Origin of the sequence: Pseudomonas sp. GD04019 (genome assembly GCF_029837695.1) — a bacterium.
Taxonomy (GTDB): Bacteria; Pseudomonadota; Gammaproteobacteria; order Pseudomonadales; family Pseudomonadaceae; genus Aquipseudomonas.
The window spans coordinates 398,915-415,097 of record NZ_JAOEEA010000001.1; the positions used below are offsets into that span (position 1 = coordinate 398,915).

The window sequence follows — 16,183 nt, forward strand, 5'->3', positions numbered from 1 at the left end:
GCCAATACTCACAACGGTCATGAGCCTCCGGCGGCGAACAAGGAATACGCATTTGAAGCTGGATCTGAAAAACAGCCTGTCACTGAAACTGCTGCGTGTTGTCCTGATGTCGGCATTGGTGGTCGGGGTAGTGCTGAGCTGCGGGCAGATCGTCTTCGACATCTACAAGACCCGCCAGGCCGTGGCCAGCGATGCCCAGCGCATCCTCGGCATGTTCCGCGACCCGTCCACCCAGGCCGTCTACAGTCTCGATCGCGAGATGGGCATGCAGGTCATCGAGGGCCTGTTCCAGCATGAGGCCGTGCGCTATGCCGCCATCGGCCACCCGAACGAACCGATGCTCGCCGAACGCTCCCGCGAGCTGCAGCCCTCCCCCAGCCGCTGGATCACCGACCCGATCCTCGGCAAGGAACAGACCTTCACCACCCAGCTGGTCGGCAAGGGCCCGTACACCGAGTATTACGGCGATCTGACCATCACCCTGGACACCGCCAGCTATGGCGAGAACTTCATCACCACCTCGGTGATCATCTTCGTCTCCGGCGTGCTGCGCGCCCTGGCCATGGCCCTGGTGCTGTACATGGTCTACCACTGGCTGCTGACCAAGCCCCTGTCGAAGATCATCGAGCACCTGACCCACATCAATCCGGACCGCCCCAGCGAGCACAAGCTGCCAATGCTGCGCGGCAACGAGAAGAACGAACTGGGGCTGTGGATCAACACCGCCAACCAGTTGCTGGAATCCATCGAGCGCAACACCCACCTGCGCCGCGAGGCCGAGAACAGCCTGCTGCGCATGTCGCAGTACGACTTCCTCACCGGCCTGCCCAACCGCCAGCAACTGCAGCAGCAGCTCGACCAGATCCTCGACGACGCCGGCCGCCTGCAGCGCCGCGTGGCCGTGCTGTGCGTCGGCCTGGACGACTTCAAGGGCATCAACGAACAGTTCAGCTACCAGACCGGCGACCAGCTGCTGCTGGCCCTGTCCGACCGCCTGCGCAGCCACAGCGGCCGCCTCGGCGCCCTGGCCCGCCTGGGTGGCGACCAGTTCGCCCTGGTCCAGGCCGACATCGAGCAGCCTTATGAGGCCGCGGAGCTGGCCCAGAGCATCCTCGACAGCCTGGACACCCCCTTCGCCCTGGAGCAGCAGGAAGTACGCCTGCGCGCCACCATCGGCATCACCCTATTCCCGGAAGACGGCGACAGCACCGAGAAGCTGCTGCAGAAAGCCGAACAGACCATGACCCTGGCCAAGAGCCGTTCGCGCAACCGCTACCAGTTCTACATCGCCAGCGTCGACAGCGAGATGCGTCGCCGCCGCGAGCTGGAGAAGGAACTGCGCGAAGCGCTCAGCCGCAACGAGATGCACCTGGTGTTCCAGCCGCAGGTCGACTACCGCGATCACCATGTTGTCGGCGTCGAAGCGCTGATCCGCTGGCAGCACCCGCAACACGGCTTCGTTCCGCCAGACCTGTTCATCCCGCTGGCCGAGCAGAACGGCACCATCATCGCCATCGGCGAATGGGTGCTGGACCAGGCCTGCCGCCAGCTGCGCGAATGGCACGACCAGGGCTTCAGCGACCTGCGCATGGCGGTCAACCTGTCCACCGTGCAGCTGCACCACGCCGAACTACCGCGCATGGTCAGCAACCTGCTGCAGGTCTATCGCCTGCCGGCACGCAGCCTGGAGCTGGAAGTCACCGAGACCGGCCTGATGGAAGACATCAGCACCGCTGCCCAGCACCTGCTCAGCCTGCGCCGCGCCGGCGCGCTGATCGCCATCGACGACTTCGGTACCGGCTACTCCTCGCTGAGCTACCTGAAGAGTCTGCCGCTGGACAAGATCAAGATCGACAAGAGCTTCGTGCAGGACCTGCTGGATGACGAAGACGATGCCACCATCGTTCGCGCCATCATCCAGCTGGGCAAGAGCCTGGGCATGCAGGTGATCGCCGAGGGCGTGGAGACCGCCGAGCAGGAGGCCTACATCATCGCCCAGGGCTGCAACGAGGGTCAGGGCTACCTGTACAGCAAACCTCTGCCGGCCCGCGAACTGACCCTCTACCTCAAGCAGGCCCGCCGCCTGAGCAACGCCAGCAACCCCGCTACCCTCTGACCCTCCGTCGCGCCAAGCGCCGACGGAGTGGTGCGGCCTCTAGACTGCAGGCACACCTTTTCCGCCGCAGTCCCCACATGAAGTCAGCCCTCCTCCTGATCCTCATCCTGCTCCTGAGCAGCACCGCCACGGCCGAAGATTCGCCCTGCCGGCTCAAGGTTGGCTGGGAGGAATGGTTCCCGCTGATCCATCAACACGACGGTCAGCTCACCGGCAGCGAGTACCAGTTGCTGCTGCAACTGGCCAACGGCGCCGGCTGCAGCCTGGAGTTCATCGAAGTACCCTGGGCCCGTGCCCTGCAACTGCTCAAGCGCGGACAACTGGACATGCTCTACGGCGCCAGCCGCACCGCCGAGCGCGAGGCCTACGCCCAGTTCAGCCAGACCTACCGCCTGGAGCAGATGGTGCTGGTGGTACGGGTACCCGAGGGCAGCCAGCAACAAGACACCGGCGAGCTATCGCTGGTGGCCTGGCTGGCCGAGCACAGACCCGGCGGCCAGCCGCACATGCTCGGCCTGATCCGTGGCTTCTACTACGGCGACGCCCTGGAGCCGATAGTCCGCGATCCCGCCACCCGTGAGCAGCGCCTGGAAGTGCGCTGGGATCAGCAACTGCACCAGATGCTGATCCTGGGTCGCATCGACGGCTACCTGGTGGAGGCCAGCGTGGCCCGTGCCCAGCAAGCGGTCGGCGGCCAACCGATGCGCGTGTTCAACGTCAGCGAACACCCGGAAGAGCCCATGCACCTGATGTTCTCCCGCGAAGTCCCGCGCGCGGTGGTGGAACGCTTCGATAACGCCATACGTCTACAGCGAGAAGCCCCGGCAGTCCTCCACTGACGCGAGACGTTCCCGCATGCGCCAACGCTTGATCCATGCCCTGCTGCTGATCCTCACCCTGACCAGCTGCGCCTCGCTCGCGCCGCGCGATCCGCTGCGGATCGATCTGGTCGGAATGGAGCCATTGCCGGCGCAGGGGATGGAGATGCACTTTGCCGTGGTGTTGCGGGTGCAGAACCCCAACGACAATCCCGTCGACTATGACGGCGTGGCCCTGAAACTGGACGTCAATGGCCAGCCGCTGGCCAGCGGCGTGAGCGACCAGACGGGACAGGTGCCGCGTTATGGCGAGGCGCTGCTGCGGGTGCCGCTGAGCATTTCCGCGTTCTCGGTAATGCGCCAGGCCTGGGCGGCAGCCGGTTATCAGAATGGGCGCGACCTACCCTATGAGCTGAGCGGCAAGCTGGGCGGCGGACTGCTGGGTACCACCCGCTTCAGCGACGCCGGCACCCTGAACTGGCCGCAACCGGCCAGCACCCCGTGAAGCACGCACCGGTCTTGTTGCAGGCAGTGCACCTGGCGTACACCCAATAAGGTGCGCTCTCAAGGATGATCGCATGCCCCTCGTCGCGCTGGTTTGCCTGGCTCTTTCAATGCTGATGGTGGGAGGCAACATCGCCATCGGAAAGGCCGTACTCGCTGACTTCCCCGTGTTCCTGTTCGCCTTCCTGCGCTTTCTCATCGCTTGCCTGGCGCTGGCCCCCGGAATGCTCAGCAGGCCGGTACGGCGCGGACTGGATCGTGGCGCAGCACGTGGTCTGTTCCTGCAATCCTTCTTCGGCTGCTTCCTGTTCAGCCTTTTCATGCTCTATGGCGTGACGCTGACCTCCGCCACCAGTGCCGGCATCATCACCAGTGCTACCCCCTGCCTGATCGCCTTGCTCGCCTGGTTGTGGCTGCGCGAACGGGTCGACACACGCAGTGCGCTGGCCATCGTGCTAGCGGTCGGAGGCATCGCTCTGCTCAATCTGCTGGAAGCTGACGGAGGCCGCGACAGCCTGTTGGGCAACCTGATGGTGCTGGGTGCAGTGTTGGCTGAGGCACTGTTCGCCATCTACTCACGATGGCTGTCGCTGCGTCTTCATCCCTGGGCCATGGCCTTCGGCGTCAATCTGGTCGGCCTGCTGCTGTTCCTCCCTCTGGCGCTGCCGCAGTTGCTGGCCTTCGATTGGCACACACCAACTGCTGCTACCTGGGGCTTGCTGATGTTCTATGCGATCACCGCGAGCGTGCTGTCCTTTCTCCTCTGGTATCGAGGTATACGCCAGGTACCGGCCAACATCGCCGGGCTGTTCACCGGCCTGATGCCAGTCAGCGCCGCTCTGGTTGCGGTTCTGGGGCTAGGCGAGAGCTTCGCGTTGAGCCACGCGCTGGGAATGTCGCTGGTGCTCGGTGCCATCCTGCTCGGCGCGTGGCGCCCGCGGAGCATACGAGAGAGCCGGGCAACCGCCTCATGACGCCTGCTTCTCGCCCGGCTCCTTGCCCTCGTGGGCGAGGTGCTCGATCACCGCATTGAGCTCGGCGCCGAGCAGCAGCACCGCCGAGGAGATGTACAGGTACAGCAGGAACACGATGATGGCGCCGATGCTGCCGTAGGTGGCGTTGTAGTCGGCGAAGTTCTGCGCGTAGTAGCCGAAGCCCAGCGAGGCGGCGATCCACACCACCACCGCCAGGATCGAGCCGGGAGTGATGAAGCGAAACTCCTGCTCCACGTCCGGCGCCAGGTAGTACACGGCGGCGACCACCAGCACCAGCATCAGCACCGCCAGCGGCCAGCGCAGCCACGCCCAGAGCAGCACCACCGTCTCCTCCAGCCCTACCTGCATGGCCAGCCAGTTCATCGCCTGCGGCCCGAGCACCATCAATGCCGCGGCCAGCAGCAGGGCGGCGGCGATGGCCAAGGTATAGAGCAGCGACAGCGGCACCAGCTTCCAGGCCGGGCGCCCGTCCTCCACGCCGTAGGCGCGGTTCATCGCCGCCATGGTCGAGCGCACCGCCGCCGACGAGGTCCACAGGGCCAGCAAGATACCGATGGAGAACAACCCGACCTGCTGGGTCTGCAGCTGGGCGATCACCGGGTCGACCAGCCCCAGCGCATCCTGCGGCAGCACCAGCTCGGCCTGCTGGTGCAGCCAGTCGAAGATCGGCTGGGCATCCAGCACGCCGATCAGGGCGATGAGGAACAGTAGGAAGGGAAACAGCGAGAAGAACAGCTGGAACGCCAGCGCCGAGGCGTAGGTGGGCAGTTCGTCGTCGATGAAGTCGGTGGCGGTGTTGCGAACGATGGTCCACCAGGACACGCCGCGCAGGTCGATGAATGGCATGGCTCCTCCGCATCCTCATGCTCTCCCTGCAAGGTGGGACGGCAGAGCAGCGCCATCGGTTCGACCAATCGCCCATGCCACGACAAAGCCCTATACAATCTGCGGCCTTTCCGCTCCGACCGAGGTACCGCCATGAGCACCCTGCCACCCTGCCCGCACTGCGGCTCCGAATACACCTACGAGGATGGCAGCCAGCTGGTGTGCCCGGAATGCGCCCACGAGTGGTCGGCCGATGCGGCGCCGGAAGCCGGCGACGGTGAGCGCGTGATCAAGGACTCGGTGGGCAATCTGCTGCAGGACGGCGACAGCATCACCGTGATCAAGGATCTCAAGGTCAAGGGCACTTCGCTGGTGGTCAAGGTCGGCACCAAGGTGAAGAACATCCGCCTGTGCGGCGGCGACCACGACATCGACTGCAAGATCGACGGCATCGGCCCGATGAAGCTCAAGTCCGAGTTCGTGCGCAAGGTGTGAGAAGAAGGCCCGGCGCGAGGCCGGGCCTGGCATCACTGCAGATTGCCCTTCAACCACTCGGCCTGGGCCTTCAGCGGCTCGGGCACAGCACCGAATGCGGGCCATTCGCCCCCGAGAACCAGTAGGCGCTCTGTCCCAGCGCGTTCTTCCAGGCCTGCGATTGCAGCTCTCCTCCGATTGCATAGTGCAGAAGCAGATGCGGCTTGTAGGCCCAGCGCTTGCCTGCACCTTTCACGGAAAAGAACAGGTCCGGCGGAAAGCCTGAGTCGTACCTACCACTCGGCGTCCTTCAGCGTCTCGATGTTTTCTTCGGTGACTTCAGGCATGACGGCTTCCTCCGTCTGTGCCAGCCCCGTACCGGCGATAGCTGCACGGTGCGTGTCGCTCGGGCCTGTCGCAAAGGCAAATCCTTCCTCCGGCGCGTGGGTCGACTAGGCTGAGATAAGCGGGGCGCGCAACGTGCCCCGGAGCGCCCAAGGGAGGCCAGCATGCGCAGCCTTTCGCTCATTCTTCTCCTGCTTGTCAGCCCGCTGCTGGCCGCCGAAACCTGGCGGGTGGTTGGCGACGAACAGTTCGCCCCCTACAGCTTCGTCACCCAGGAAGACGACACGCCACGCGGGGTCGACGTGGACCTGGTCGAGGCAGTGATGAAGGAAGCCGGCGTCGCCTACAGCCTGCGCCTGTACCCCTGGGAGCGGGTCAAACGCATGCTCGAACGCAACGAGGCGGAAATGGCCTTCCAGTTCGCCGGCACGCCCGAGCGCATGGCCCAGTACGAGTTGGTCGGGCCGATCCGCACCGGCTCCACCGTATTCATGACCAGCCACAAGATCAGCCTGCAGGACTGGAAGTCCCTGGACGACCTCACCCCGTTCGTCATCGGCCAGGTGCGCGGGTACGCCTACGAGTCCACCTTCGACAAGGCCGACCTGCGCCGCGATACCAGCGCGCAGAACCCGCGCCAGCTGGTGTCCATGCTGCTGGCCGGGCGCATCGACATCATCGTCGGCGACCGCACCCAGCTGCTGTATTTCATTCAGGAGCAACGCGCCCAGGAGCAGGTGCGCGTGCTGCCCACTGCGCTGGTGGAGATGCCGCGCTATGTGGCCTTCGCCAAGGGCGACAGCCAGCGTGCCAGGCAGTTTGGCGTAGCGCTGGAGAAGGTGCGGGCCAGCGGGGAACTGGAGAAGGTATTGCGCAAGTGGGAGGAGTGAAACTCACTGCACCGGCAGAAAATTGAGGAACAGCAGGCTCTGCGCGTAGTTCACCCCGAGGCGCCGGTAGCGTTCCTCAAGCACATGGGTGAGCAGGTCCAGGCGCGCGGTCATCTTGCCGAACTCCACCGCGTAGCTGAGGTTGCTGCCCTCGTTGGACAGCAGCAGCGGCCGGCCCTGGGCGTCGCGGCGCTGGGCGAGCATCCAGGCGGCCTTCTCGATATTGCGCGCGGCGTTGTAGATGAACTGGGCGTCGAAGGAGTCGGTCAGGTAGAACTCGGTGCGCCCGCCATGGGCGGTCACCAGCATGCTGCCCAGGGCATAGATGAAAGCGCCGACCCGGTCGCCCTGGAAGTCCGGCCCCAGCGAGTAACTGAGCGCCGCCACATCGCGCCGCCCCTTCAGCTGCGGCAACGGCTGGTTCTGCTCAATGGCCAGGTGGATCGCCTGCTCCGCCTCGGCCCGCGTGGTCAGGCCGGTCTTGCGCCATTCCTGCGGGTTGCGCTGGTACAGCTTGCTCATCAACTGGTACAGGCTGTTGAGGTTGTCGCGCATGGCCAGGGTCGCCATGCGGTCCACGTCGCTCTGCAGGAACTCGCCGGCCTGTGGCTCGCTGCTCTTGCTGACGATGGACTCGTGCGCCAGACGGCCGGAGCAACCGCCCAGGCCGAACACCAACAGCAGCGCCGCAACGGCGCAGACCAGCTTCGTCATCGGATTGCCCCCGCTCTCCTACGAACCCTCGGCTAGCAGTAAAGCGCAAAAGCTGCCGCCGCACCGTGCGCCATGCCTCCACTGGGGAAGGCTTGCGCGAGGCCCACTCCACGTCCGCAACCCGAGGCCACGATCGCCAATTAACTCCCCTGATCACAAACTGTTCGGCTGCGAGGACAGCAGCAACATGAAGGCGATCTGTCCGGGCACCGCCAAGCCCGAACCAGCGCGCGAGTACGCCTCCCGCACTCCATTGGGCCAGGGCGCAGCAACGCAGAAGCGCTGCCAGGCCAGCGCCACCCGCTGAGCCGCTATCGCGCCCCCCCATGAATCCGGCGTTTACACAGGATTTACACTGCCCCGCGCAATGCGCTGAACGAAGCGCAGTCGAAAGCTGTAACCGGACGACCGGTTTCCCACAGGAGCTTCGACCATGCTTTCGCGTATCCCCATCATCACTGGTCTGATTGCCAGCCTGTTCCTCGCTGGCGAGCAACAGGCCCAAGCAGCAGACGGCGGCGATGTGGCCATCGGTGTCGCCGCCGGCGCCATCATAGGCGGAGTGCTGGCCAGCCAGCGGCCGGTGCGGGTCTACGAGCCGGAGCCGGTGTACGCCCCGCCCCCCGTCGTCTATTACGAACCGCGCCCGGTCTACTACGAGCCCCGCCCGGTGTATTACCAACCGGCCCCGGTGTACTACGTGGCCGAGCCGCGCTACCACCACAAGCACTGGCGCAAGCACCACCGCCGCCATCACCACCATCACGGTCATGGCCGTCGCTGGTGAACCAGGAAGCCCCGCCCATGCGGGGCTTCTTCATTCAGGGGCCGTGAGTTGTGCCGCGAGCGGCGAATGCGCTAGGTTCGCTCCCCCGCCAATCCAATGGATGGATGCCCATGCTTTCCCTGAAGAATCTGCTGTATGCGCTGGTGTTCGGCGTGATGATGTACTTCGCCATCCAGCAGGCGCTGGAGATGGGCGACTCGCGGGAATGGCCAACGGTAGAAGGCGTGATTACTGAATCACACATTACCCGGACTACGGAGCAGCGATCCTCCGTGCGCTACGAATACGAGGTGCGGGTGCAGTATTCGTACAACGTGGACGGGGTTGGCTACACAAGTGATCGTTTGCGCATCCGGCGCACCCGCTATAGCTGGGAGACAAACGCCCAGCGGGAGCTGGCGGAGTATCCGGTGGGGCAACGGGTACGGGTGTATTACAACCCGAAGGAGCCCGAGCGGAGCCTGTTGAAACATATTTGACCGCCCGAACCCAAGGCGTAACTTGGCTAGCCCCCAGCAACTGTTGCAACCACAGCACCTCCTCCAAGGACAGCCCATGAGCGACGAAGAACTCCCCGTGGAATGTGGCACACACGGCAAAACCGCCGCCGCCTTCATCTGTCAGCACCTGCCGGCAGGCGAGAACCAGGGATTCAATGTCGGCTACGACCCGGAACGCCCCGACGACGCCTATCCGGACGCCTGGTGCGACCAGTGCGAAGCCATGCTGGAGCAGGAAGGCGAATGGAATGACCGCTCCGAAACCTTCGCCGACATCAAGATGGTCTGCGCCGGTTGCTACTGCGAGATTCGCGAACGCAACTGGCAGCAGGACGAGGAGGCCCTGATTGAGCTGATCAGCGAGAGCTTCGAATACCTGCAGGCGCGGCAGGCCAGCTTTATGGAAACCTACGGCATCGGCGACTACGAGCGCTGGGACTGGTACCAGGAAAACGCCACGCTGGTGTTCTCCAACGGTGGCAAACCGGTCGTGGAGTGCGATATCGATTTCGTCGGCAGCTTTTCCAGCCACTCCAATACCTGGATGTGGGCCTGGGCCAATGACTCGCTACTGGAGCAGGTACGGACGGGCTCGCGGGCCATACGCGAACTGGGCGACTCGCAGGGTTTACTCAAGCTGGCCTGCGCCACCTGGGCGGCGGAGCCGGTCGATGGCTGGGAGATGACGGCGGTGATGGCCAAGCATCTGGGCGCCATCGGGGCCTATCGCGCGCCTAGTGATAATGGGTTTCTGCATATGGTGGTGAGGCAGGCGCGCTGGGTGAATTGAGGGGCAGTTGCTGGCCGAGTTGTCAGCTATGGCGTTGGGCCAGTATTCGCAGTATGGTCGGGAGCATCGACCTGCAAGGATGCGTTCATGGCCTTCATTGCCACGATTCCTCGCCAACGGACTGCTCCGGTGCCGCCCCATGCGGTGCGCTCGCTCATTATTGAAGGTGCCTGGCGGCATGGTTTCGCCCTGCTGGGCGACTCACTTTCTTTGCTTGTGCAAAGAAGAGTAAGCAAAGAAACACACCCCGGCATACGGGTCTCGCTGCGCTCGACTTCCCTCCCTCCGGTGCCGCTCCGGGGGCCGGCTTACCAGGGCCATCCATGGCCCTTTAAGCCTCTCGCCGCATCCATGCGGCTCGTCCCCCTACGCAACACCTACGCTCGGCCTTCTGACGGGGAGTTTGCGCGCATGCAGGTTTCGCGTTTCTGGTTGTTCGGCGCTGTCGGTATGCCTCGCCGTAGAGCGGGTGCAACCCGCGCAGCCGGCCTACGCGGGTTACACCCGCTCTACCCAATCGTTCCCACGCTCTGCATGGGCATGCAGCCTCAGACGCTCCGCGTCTGCGGGGCGCAGAGCGTCCCTCAAGGGGTTCCCACGCGGAGCGTGGGAGCCATCAACAAAATCAGAAGCCACCGCCGCACTCCCAACCTTGCACCAAAGGGTCGGGCCGGGATCGGGTGCCATCAGGAGGCTGAGTGGAATCGTTGCGTAAGGGGTTGAGCGGCATGGATGCCGCGAGAGCCGCGATGGGCCAGAGATGGCCCTTCGCGGCGGGTCCCTGGAGCAATGATGGAACGAAGGGAGTCTCGCGTAGCGAGACCCGGATGTCGGGTGTGCTTTCTCTTTGGTTACTTTCTCTTTGCACCGGGCGGCGATCCCCAAGCAAAGAGAAAGTGACTCGCCGGGAAGGCGAAAAACGTGATTTCAGAATTAATAGAAATTTCGGTGAGCGCTGATATTGGACAAACTAAGCGTGGTACGCCCTACGGACAAAAGGAGCATGTTGTGGCGGTAGGTATCCCAGCAAAAAAAGCGACTTTTCGCTTTGCCCAGAAATTTGACGGTGTTGTATGTGCCGCATTAGGCAACGACCATCTATACGTGCAGTACGGAACTAAATCCGGAAAACGTTATTTCAAAGACTTTGACCTGCGGCACTACTCTGGCGACGAGGAGAGCGAGCCGGCCCTACTGGACCAAGAAGCAGAAGTACGCTGGAGGCCAATGTTTCTGCACGGCAACCTGCTGCATGTATACGGAGAGCAGCCAGAGCTGATTGATGTAAATCAGTGGGAGCGTATATATAGCGAATACGATGGAACTGCCAATCCCAACTGGTCGATCGACGGCCGCTTTGTCTATCACGGCAAACACACTTATCGAGCCTTTGGCTGGAACAACTATACCCAAGGTCTGGACATCGTTCGAGACGGCAAGATCATTGGTCACGCCGATATTGATATCCAATACTTCATGCCCTGCGCTGATGGTCTGATATACGGAGTACGACTCTCGGCACCAACCTTCTGCGTGTATTCAATTACCGAGGGCACGGTGAAGCTTGAAGTGCCGCTGGCGCACTACGAGTTCGCCTACGACGAGCCCACAGCCTCGGTATCCCGGCGTGGCGACCGACTTCATGTCTTAGCCGGAAACCATATACTTATCATTGATCTGGTAAGTTTCTCCATCGTCGCTGAGTTCGCCTATTTCAACACTGACTTCATGCAGGCGCTGTTGACTGGATTGAAATACAAAAACGCCGCCATCCCACACTTCATCAGCGCTTCAGAGAGCACGTTGATACTGAGCGGCGCCAAATATCTACTCTGTTTATCTACTGTTGACGGCTCAGTGTTGTGGGGCCATGAAAGCAAAAGCGACATGATTGCCGCCAATACCGATGGTGACTTGGTATTCGGCTTGGAGGAGCGCCGCCCACGCGCTTGGGACAAATACACAGGAGACGAAGTGTGGCAGGCATCAGCCGGCACCACCGCCAACACCATTGAGGTGTGTGGCAACTGGGTGATCTTTTACCAGCCCGCCGGGGACATTCAATGTTTCACTTGGAAGAAACCATATACGTCACCCCAACTAAGGGATGCTGACTAGTGAAATAAAAAGCCCGTCATTTGACGGGCCCTTGTCACTCAACAACGCAGCGCCACTCAGGCCTCCACCGTCTCACGACGCTTGGCCTGCTTGTGCGCCTGATACTCCCTCGCCGCCTCATGGAACGCCCCAATCAGCGCGTTGTAATCGGCCTTCTCCCAATAGCGATACTCCGGATGCCACTGCACACCGACAGCAAACGCCTTGGCGCCAATCACGCTGACCGCCTCGATCTGCCCATCCTCACACACGGCCTCGACCTGTAGCCCCTCACCGAGCCGGTCAATGCCCTGTCCATGCAGCGAGTTGACGCTGATCTCGCGCTCGCCGAGCAGCCTGTGCAGCACGCCGCCCTCGGTCAGGGCGACCTTGTGGATAGGGCCGTAGGCCACGTTGTCCGGTACGTCCTTCACTTCGCGGTGGTCGAGGCGGCCCGGCACGTTATGCACTTCGCGGTGCAGGGTGCCGCCGTACAGCACGTTGAGTTCCTGCACGCCGCGGCAGATGCCAAGGAAGGGAATGCCACGGTCGATGCAGGCGCGCATCAGGCGCAGCACGGTGGCGTCGCGGGGTTTGTCGGCCAGGCCCAGGCCGGGGTGGTCGTCGCCGTAGTAGCTGGGGTGCACGTTGGACAGGGAGCCGCCGAACATGATGCCGGAGACGCTGTCGAGCACGGTCTCCATGTCCAGGTCGTCGCCGAAGGCCGGGATCATCAGCGGGAAGGCGCCGAAGCCGGTGACGGACTGGATGTATTTCTCGCCCACCAGATGAAACCAGCCGATGTCGCGATCGGTCAGCTGCCAGCGACACAGGGGAAGGCCAATCATGGGTTTGTTCATTGCAAGGGTGTCCTCTTCTGAGAACCTATTAGGGCTGGCTGCGCGTCGGAAAAACTGCGTTAAAAGCGGGCTCGGGCTGCTCATTTACAGCGCGTAAACTCCGCGCCCTCGCCCGCTTTTGCCTTGTTTTTCTCTAGCTCGCTCAACCCTAAGTCGGTTCTATTTAATTGAAGTGGGCTGCCCTTGGGACAGCGGGCTACCGGGTCACGACAACCGTGAACCCGCTCACCCAAGGGGTGCCGCTTCCCGCCGGCAGGGCGCCTGCGGGTTACTGCACCAATGCCGCGCCCGCGCGGCAGGGTTACTCCCCTCTCCCACTGGTGGGAGAGGGGCTGGGGGAGAGGGCGTTGTTCGACTGCCCCTCTCCCCAACCCTCTCCCGTGAACGGGAGAGGGAGCAAAGCGCGCTGCCCGGCCACTGTCGCCAGCCGGGCTGCACAAAAAGGGCCGGTCCGAAGACCAGCCCTGGTTAGCGCTTAACCATTGCTCGGGAAGGCGAACTGCGCCGCCTCGTGGCTGGCGCGCTGCGGCCAGCGCTGGGTGATGGTCTTGCGCTTGGTGTAGAAGCGCACACCGTCCGGGCCGTAGGCGTGCAGGTCGCCGAACAGCGAGCGCTTCCAGCCGCCGAAGCTGTGGTAGGCCACCGGTACCGGCAGCGGCACGTTGACGCCGACCATGCCGACTTCGATCTCGTCGCAGAACAGGCGTGCGGCCTCACCGTCGCGGGTGAAGATGCAGGTGCCGTTGCCGTATTCGTGGTCGTTGATCAGCTGCATGGCGTCTTCCAGGCTGCCGACGCGGACGATGCACAGCACCGGGCCGAAGATCTCTTCCTGGTAGATGCTCATCTCGCGGGTGACGTGGTCGAACAGGGTGCCGCCGACGAAGAAGCCTGCCTCGTTGCCCGGCAGGGACAGGCCGCGGCCATCCACCACCAGCTTGGCGCCCTGGGCCACACCGGCGTCGATGTAGCCCTTGACCTTGTCGCGCGCGGCGCCGGTGACCAGCGGGCCCATGTCGAGGCCGCAGGAGGTGCCGGCGCCGATCTTCAGCGCGGTGATCTTCGGGGTCAGCTTGGCCACCAGGGTATCGGCGACCTGGTCACCCACCGCCACCACCACGGAGATGGCCATGCAGCGCTCGCCGCAGGAGCCGTAGGCCGCGCCCATCAGGGCGTTGACGGTGTTGTCGATGTCGGCGTCCGGCAGCACCACGGCGTGGTTCTTGGCGCCGCCCAGGGCCTGTACGCGCTTACCGCGGCGGTTGGCCTCGGTGTAGATGTATTCGGCGATCGGCGTGGAGCCGACGAAGCTGATGGCTTTGACTTCCGGCGCTTCGATCAGCGCGTCCACCGCTTCCTTGTCGCCGTTGATCACGCCGATCACGCCCTTGGGCAGGCCGGCTTCGTGCAGCAGCTGGGCGATGAACAGGGTGGAGCTCGGGTCGCGCTCGGACGGCTTGAGGATGAAGCAGTTGCCGCAGACGATGGCCAGCGGATACATCCACAGCGGCACCATGGCCGGGAAGTTGAACGGGGTGATACCGGCGACCACGCCCAGCGGCTGGTGGTCGGACCAGCTGTCGATGTTCGGGCCGGCGTTGCGGTTGTATTCGCCCTTCAGCAGCTCGGGGGCGCCGCAGGCGTACTCGACGTTCTCGATGCCGCGCTGCAGTTCGCCGACGGCGTCTTCGAGGGTCTTGCCGTGCTCCTCGCTGATCATCGCGGCGATCTTGTCCTTATGCTCTTCGAGCAGGACCTTGAAGCGGAACATGACCTGGGCGCGCTTGGCCGGCGGGGTGTTGCGCCAGGCCGGGAAGGCGGCCTTGGCGGCGTCGATGGCGGCCTGGATGGTGGCGCGGTCGGCCAGCTCGACCTGACGCACCGGCTCGCCGATGGACGGGTTGAAGACCTGGGCGGTACGGCCGTTGCGCAGAACGATTTCGCCATTGATGAAGTGGGCGACGGTGCTCATGGGGTGCAATCTCTCAGTTTGAATTCGGGTAGTCCCCTCTCCCGCTTGCGGGAGAGGGTTAGGGAGAGGGGCTTTGGCTTATATGTGCCGGCCGCCCTCTCCCCCGGCCCCTCTCCCATGAATGGGAGAGGGGAGGCAATGCATCAGTCGAGCTTGTTCAGCACGTCGCCGACGGCGTTGAACAGGCGGTCCAGCTCTTCCGGCTTGGTGTTGAAGGTCGGGCCGAACTGCAGGGTGTCGCCGCCGAAGCGCACGTAGAAGCCGGCCTTCCACAGGGCCATGCCGGCCTCGAACGGGCGGATGGTCGGGTCGCCGTCACGCGGGGCCAGTTGCAGGGCACCGACCAGGCCGCAGTTGCGGATGTCGATGACGTGCTGGCTGCCCTTGAGGCCGTGCAGCACGTTCTCGAAGTGCGGCGCCAGCGCGGCGGATTGCTGGATCAGGTTGTCTTTTTCCAGCAGCTCCAGGGTGGCCAGGCCGGCGGCGCAGGCGACCGGGTGGGCCGAGTAGGTGTAGCCGTGGGTGAATTCGATCATGTGCTCAGGGATGGCCTGGTGCATGAAGGTGTCGTAGATCTCCTTGGAGGCCACGACCGCGCCCAGCGGGATGGCACCGTTGGTGATCTGCTTGGCGGCGTTGATGATGTCCGGGGTGACGCCGAAGTATTCCGCGCCGCTCCACTTGCCCATGCGGCCAAAGCCGGTGATCACTTCGTCGAAGATCAGCAGGATGTTGTGCTGGGTGCAGATCTCGCGCAGGCGCTCCAGGTAACCCTTGGGCGGAATCAGCGCGCCGGCGGAACCGGACAGCGGCTCGACGATGACGGCGGCGATGTTGGAGGCGTCGTGCAGCTCGATCAGCTTGAGCAACTCGTTGGCCAGCTCCACGCCGCCGGTTTCGGCCATGCCCCTGGTGAAGGCCATGCCCGGCTGCAGGGTATGCGGCAGGTGGTCGGCGTCCATCAGTTGGCCGTACATCTTGCGGTTGCCACCGATGCCGCCCAAGGCGGTGCCGGCAATGTTCACGCCGTGGTAGCCACGGGCGCGGCCGATGAACTTGGTCTTGGCCGGTTGGCCCTTCAGGCGCCAGTAGGCCTTGGCCATCTTCACCGCGGTGTCGGCGCACTCGGAGCCGGAGCCGGTGAAGAACACGTGGTTGAGCTCGCCCGGCATCAGATCGGCGATCTTCTCGGCCAGCTTGAACGACAGCGCGTGGCCGTACTGGAAGCCCGGCGAGTAGTCGAGGGTGCCGAGCTGCTTGGCCACGGCCTCCTGGATCTCGCGGCGCGAGTGGCCGGCGCCACAGGTCCACAGGCCGGAGAGACTGTCGAACACGCGGCGGCCCTGGTCGTCGATGAGGATGTTGCCTTCGGCGGCCACGATCAGGCGCGGGTCGCGCTTGAAATTGCGGTTGGCGGAGAAGGGCATCCAGTGGGCGTCCAGCTTGAGCTGGCTGGCCAGGGACGGGGTGGCAGACTGCGGCATGTTCATCGTGGC

General features: G+C 63.8%; 15 protein-coding genes. 10 read left to right on the top strand and 5 right to left on the bottom strand.

The features are described 5' to 3' along the window. The first annotated feature begins 52 nt into the window (after positions 1-52). The 4 genes from N7607_RS01880 (at position 53) to N7607_RS01895 (ending at position 4,412) form a co-directional block, all read left to right on the top strand. Positions 53-2,116: a GGDEF domain-containing phosphodiesterase gene (locus N7607_RS01880; RefSeq protein ID WP_279867103.1), complete on the top strand. Its 2,064-nt coding sequence runs from the start codon at positions 53-55 to the stop codon at positions 2,114-2,116. 77 nt (positions 2,117-2,193) lie between these two features. Next, a complete protein-coding gene (locus tag N7607_RS01885; protein ID WP_279867102.1) occupies positions 2,194-2,955 on the top strand; it encodes a transporter substrate-binding domain-containing protein in 762 nt (253 codons plus the stop codon). Between the two features lie 16 nt (positions 2,956-2,971). Further along, positions 2,972-3,439: an LEA type 2 family protein gene (locus tag N7607_RS01890; RefSeq protein WP_279867099.1), complete on the top strand. Its 468-nt coding sequence runs from the start codon at positions 2,972-2,974 to the stop codon at positions 3,437-3,439. Positions 3,440-3,512: 73 nt separating this feature from the next. After that, positions 3,513-4,412, top strand: coding sequence for a DMT family transporter (locus N7607_RS01895; protein ID WP_279867097.1), 900 nt, complete (start codon positions 3,513-3,515; stop codon positions 4,410-4,412). Here N7607_RS01895 and N7607_RS01900 read toward each other — a convergent pair. Next, a complete protein-coding gene (locus N7607_RS01900) occupies positions 4,407-5,279 on the bottom strand; it encodes a YihY/virulence factor BrkB family protein (protein WP_279867094.1) in 873 nt (290 codons plus the stop codon). The genes N7607_RS01895 and N7607_RS01900 overlap by 6 nt on opposite strands. A gap of 132 nt (positions 5,280-5,411) precedes the next feature. Between N7607_RS01900 and N7607_RS01905 the strand changes: the two genes are divergently transcribed. Both N7607_RS01905 and N7607_RS01910 read left to right on the top strand, forming a co-directional pair. Continuing rightward, positions 5,412-5,753: a zinc ribbon domain-containing protein YjdM gene (locus tag N7607_RS01905; RefSeq protein ID WP_279867092.1), complete on the top strand. Its 342-nt coding sequence runs from the start codon at positions 5,412-5,414 to the stop codon at positions 5,751-5,753. Between the two features lie 488 nt (positions 5,754-6,241). Beyond that, entirely contained in the window at positions 6,242-6,967 is a 726-nt protein-coding gene (locus N7607_RS01910) for a transporter substrate-binding domain-containing protein (protein WP_279867089.1), read from the top strand. Positions 6,968-6,970: 3 nt separating this feature from the next. Here N7607_RS01910 and N7607_RS01915 read toward each other — a convergent pair whose 3' ends face one another. Continuing rightward, the gene (locus N7607_RS01915) at positions 6,971-7,681 is read right to left on the bottom strand and encodes a hypothetical protein (RefSeq protein WP_279867086.1); all 711 of its coding nucleotides are present in this window, start codon (positions 7,679-7,681) and stop codon (positions 6,971-6,973) included. A 433-nt stretch (positions 7,682-8,114) separates the two neighbouring features. On the opposite strand from N7607_RS01915, the gene N7607_RS01920 reads away from it, so the two are divergent. From N7607_RS01920 to N7607_RS01935, 4 genes are all read left to right on the top strand, one after another. Next, positions 8,115-8,468, top strand: a complete 354-nt coding sequence (locus tag N7607_RS01920; RefSeq protein WP_279867083.1) for a hypothetical protein — start codon at positions 8,115-8,117, stop codon at positions 8,466-8,468. 110 nt (positions 8,469-8,578) lie between these two features. Beyond that, complete coding sequence (locus tag N7607_RS01925) at positions 8,579-8,947, top strand: DUF3592 domain-containing protein (protein ID WP_279867081.1); 369 nt, start codon at positions 8,579-8,581, stop codon at positions 8,945-8,947. 76 nt (positions 8,948-9,023) lie between these two features. Next, positions 9,024-9,758 (top strand): DUF6882 domain-containing protein, encoded by a 735-nt coding sequence (locus N7607_RS01930; RefSeq protein WP_279867080.1) that lies wholly within the window; start codon positions 9,024-9,026, stop codon positions 9,756-9,758. A 921-nt stretch (positions 9,759-10,679) separates the two neighbouring features. Continuing rightward, entirely contained in the window at positions 10,680-11,876 is a 1,197-nt protein-coding gene (locus N7607_RS01935) for a hypothetical protein (protein WP_279867077.1), read from the top strand. A 56-nt stretch (positions 11,877-11,932) separates the two neighbouring features. Here the strand turns inward: N7607_RS01935 and N7607_RS01940 are convergent, their stop codons facing one another. The 3 genes from N7607_RS01940 to N7607_RS01950 all read right to left on the bottom strand — a co-directional run bounded on the left by N7607_RS01940 (position 11,933) and on the right by N7607_RS01950 (position 16,177). Further along, positions 11,933-12,703: a gamma-glutamyl-gamma-aminobutyrate hydrolase family protein gene (locus N7607_RS01940; protein ID WP_279867076.1), complete on the bottom strand. Its 771-nt coding sequence runs from the start codon at positions 12,701-12,703 to the stop codon at positions 11,933-11,935. A gap of 487 nt (positions 12,704-13,190) precedes the next feature. Beyond that, positions 13,191-14,687 (bottom strand): CoA-acylating methylmalonate-semialdehyde dehydrogenase, encoded by a 1,497-nt coding sequence (locus N7607_RS01945; protein WP_279867075.1) that lies wholly within the window; start codon positions 14,685-14,687, stop codon positions 13,191-13,193. Between the two features lie 143 nt (positions 14,688-14,830). After that, positions 14,831-16,177: an aspartate aminotransferase family protein gene (locus N7607_RS01950; protein WP_279867074.1), complete on the bottom strand. Its 1,347-nt coding sequence runs from the start codon at positions 16,175-16,177 to the stop codon at positions 14,831-14,833. Positions 16,178-16,183 lie beyond the last annotated feature (6 nt).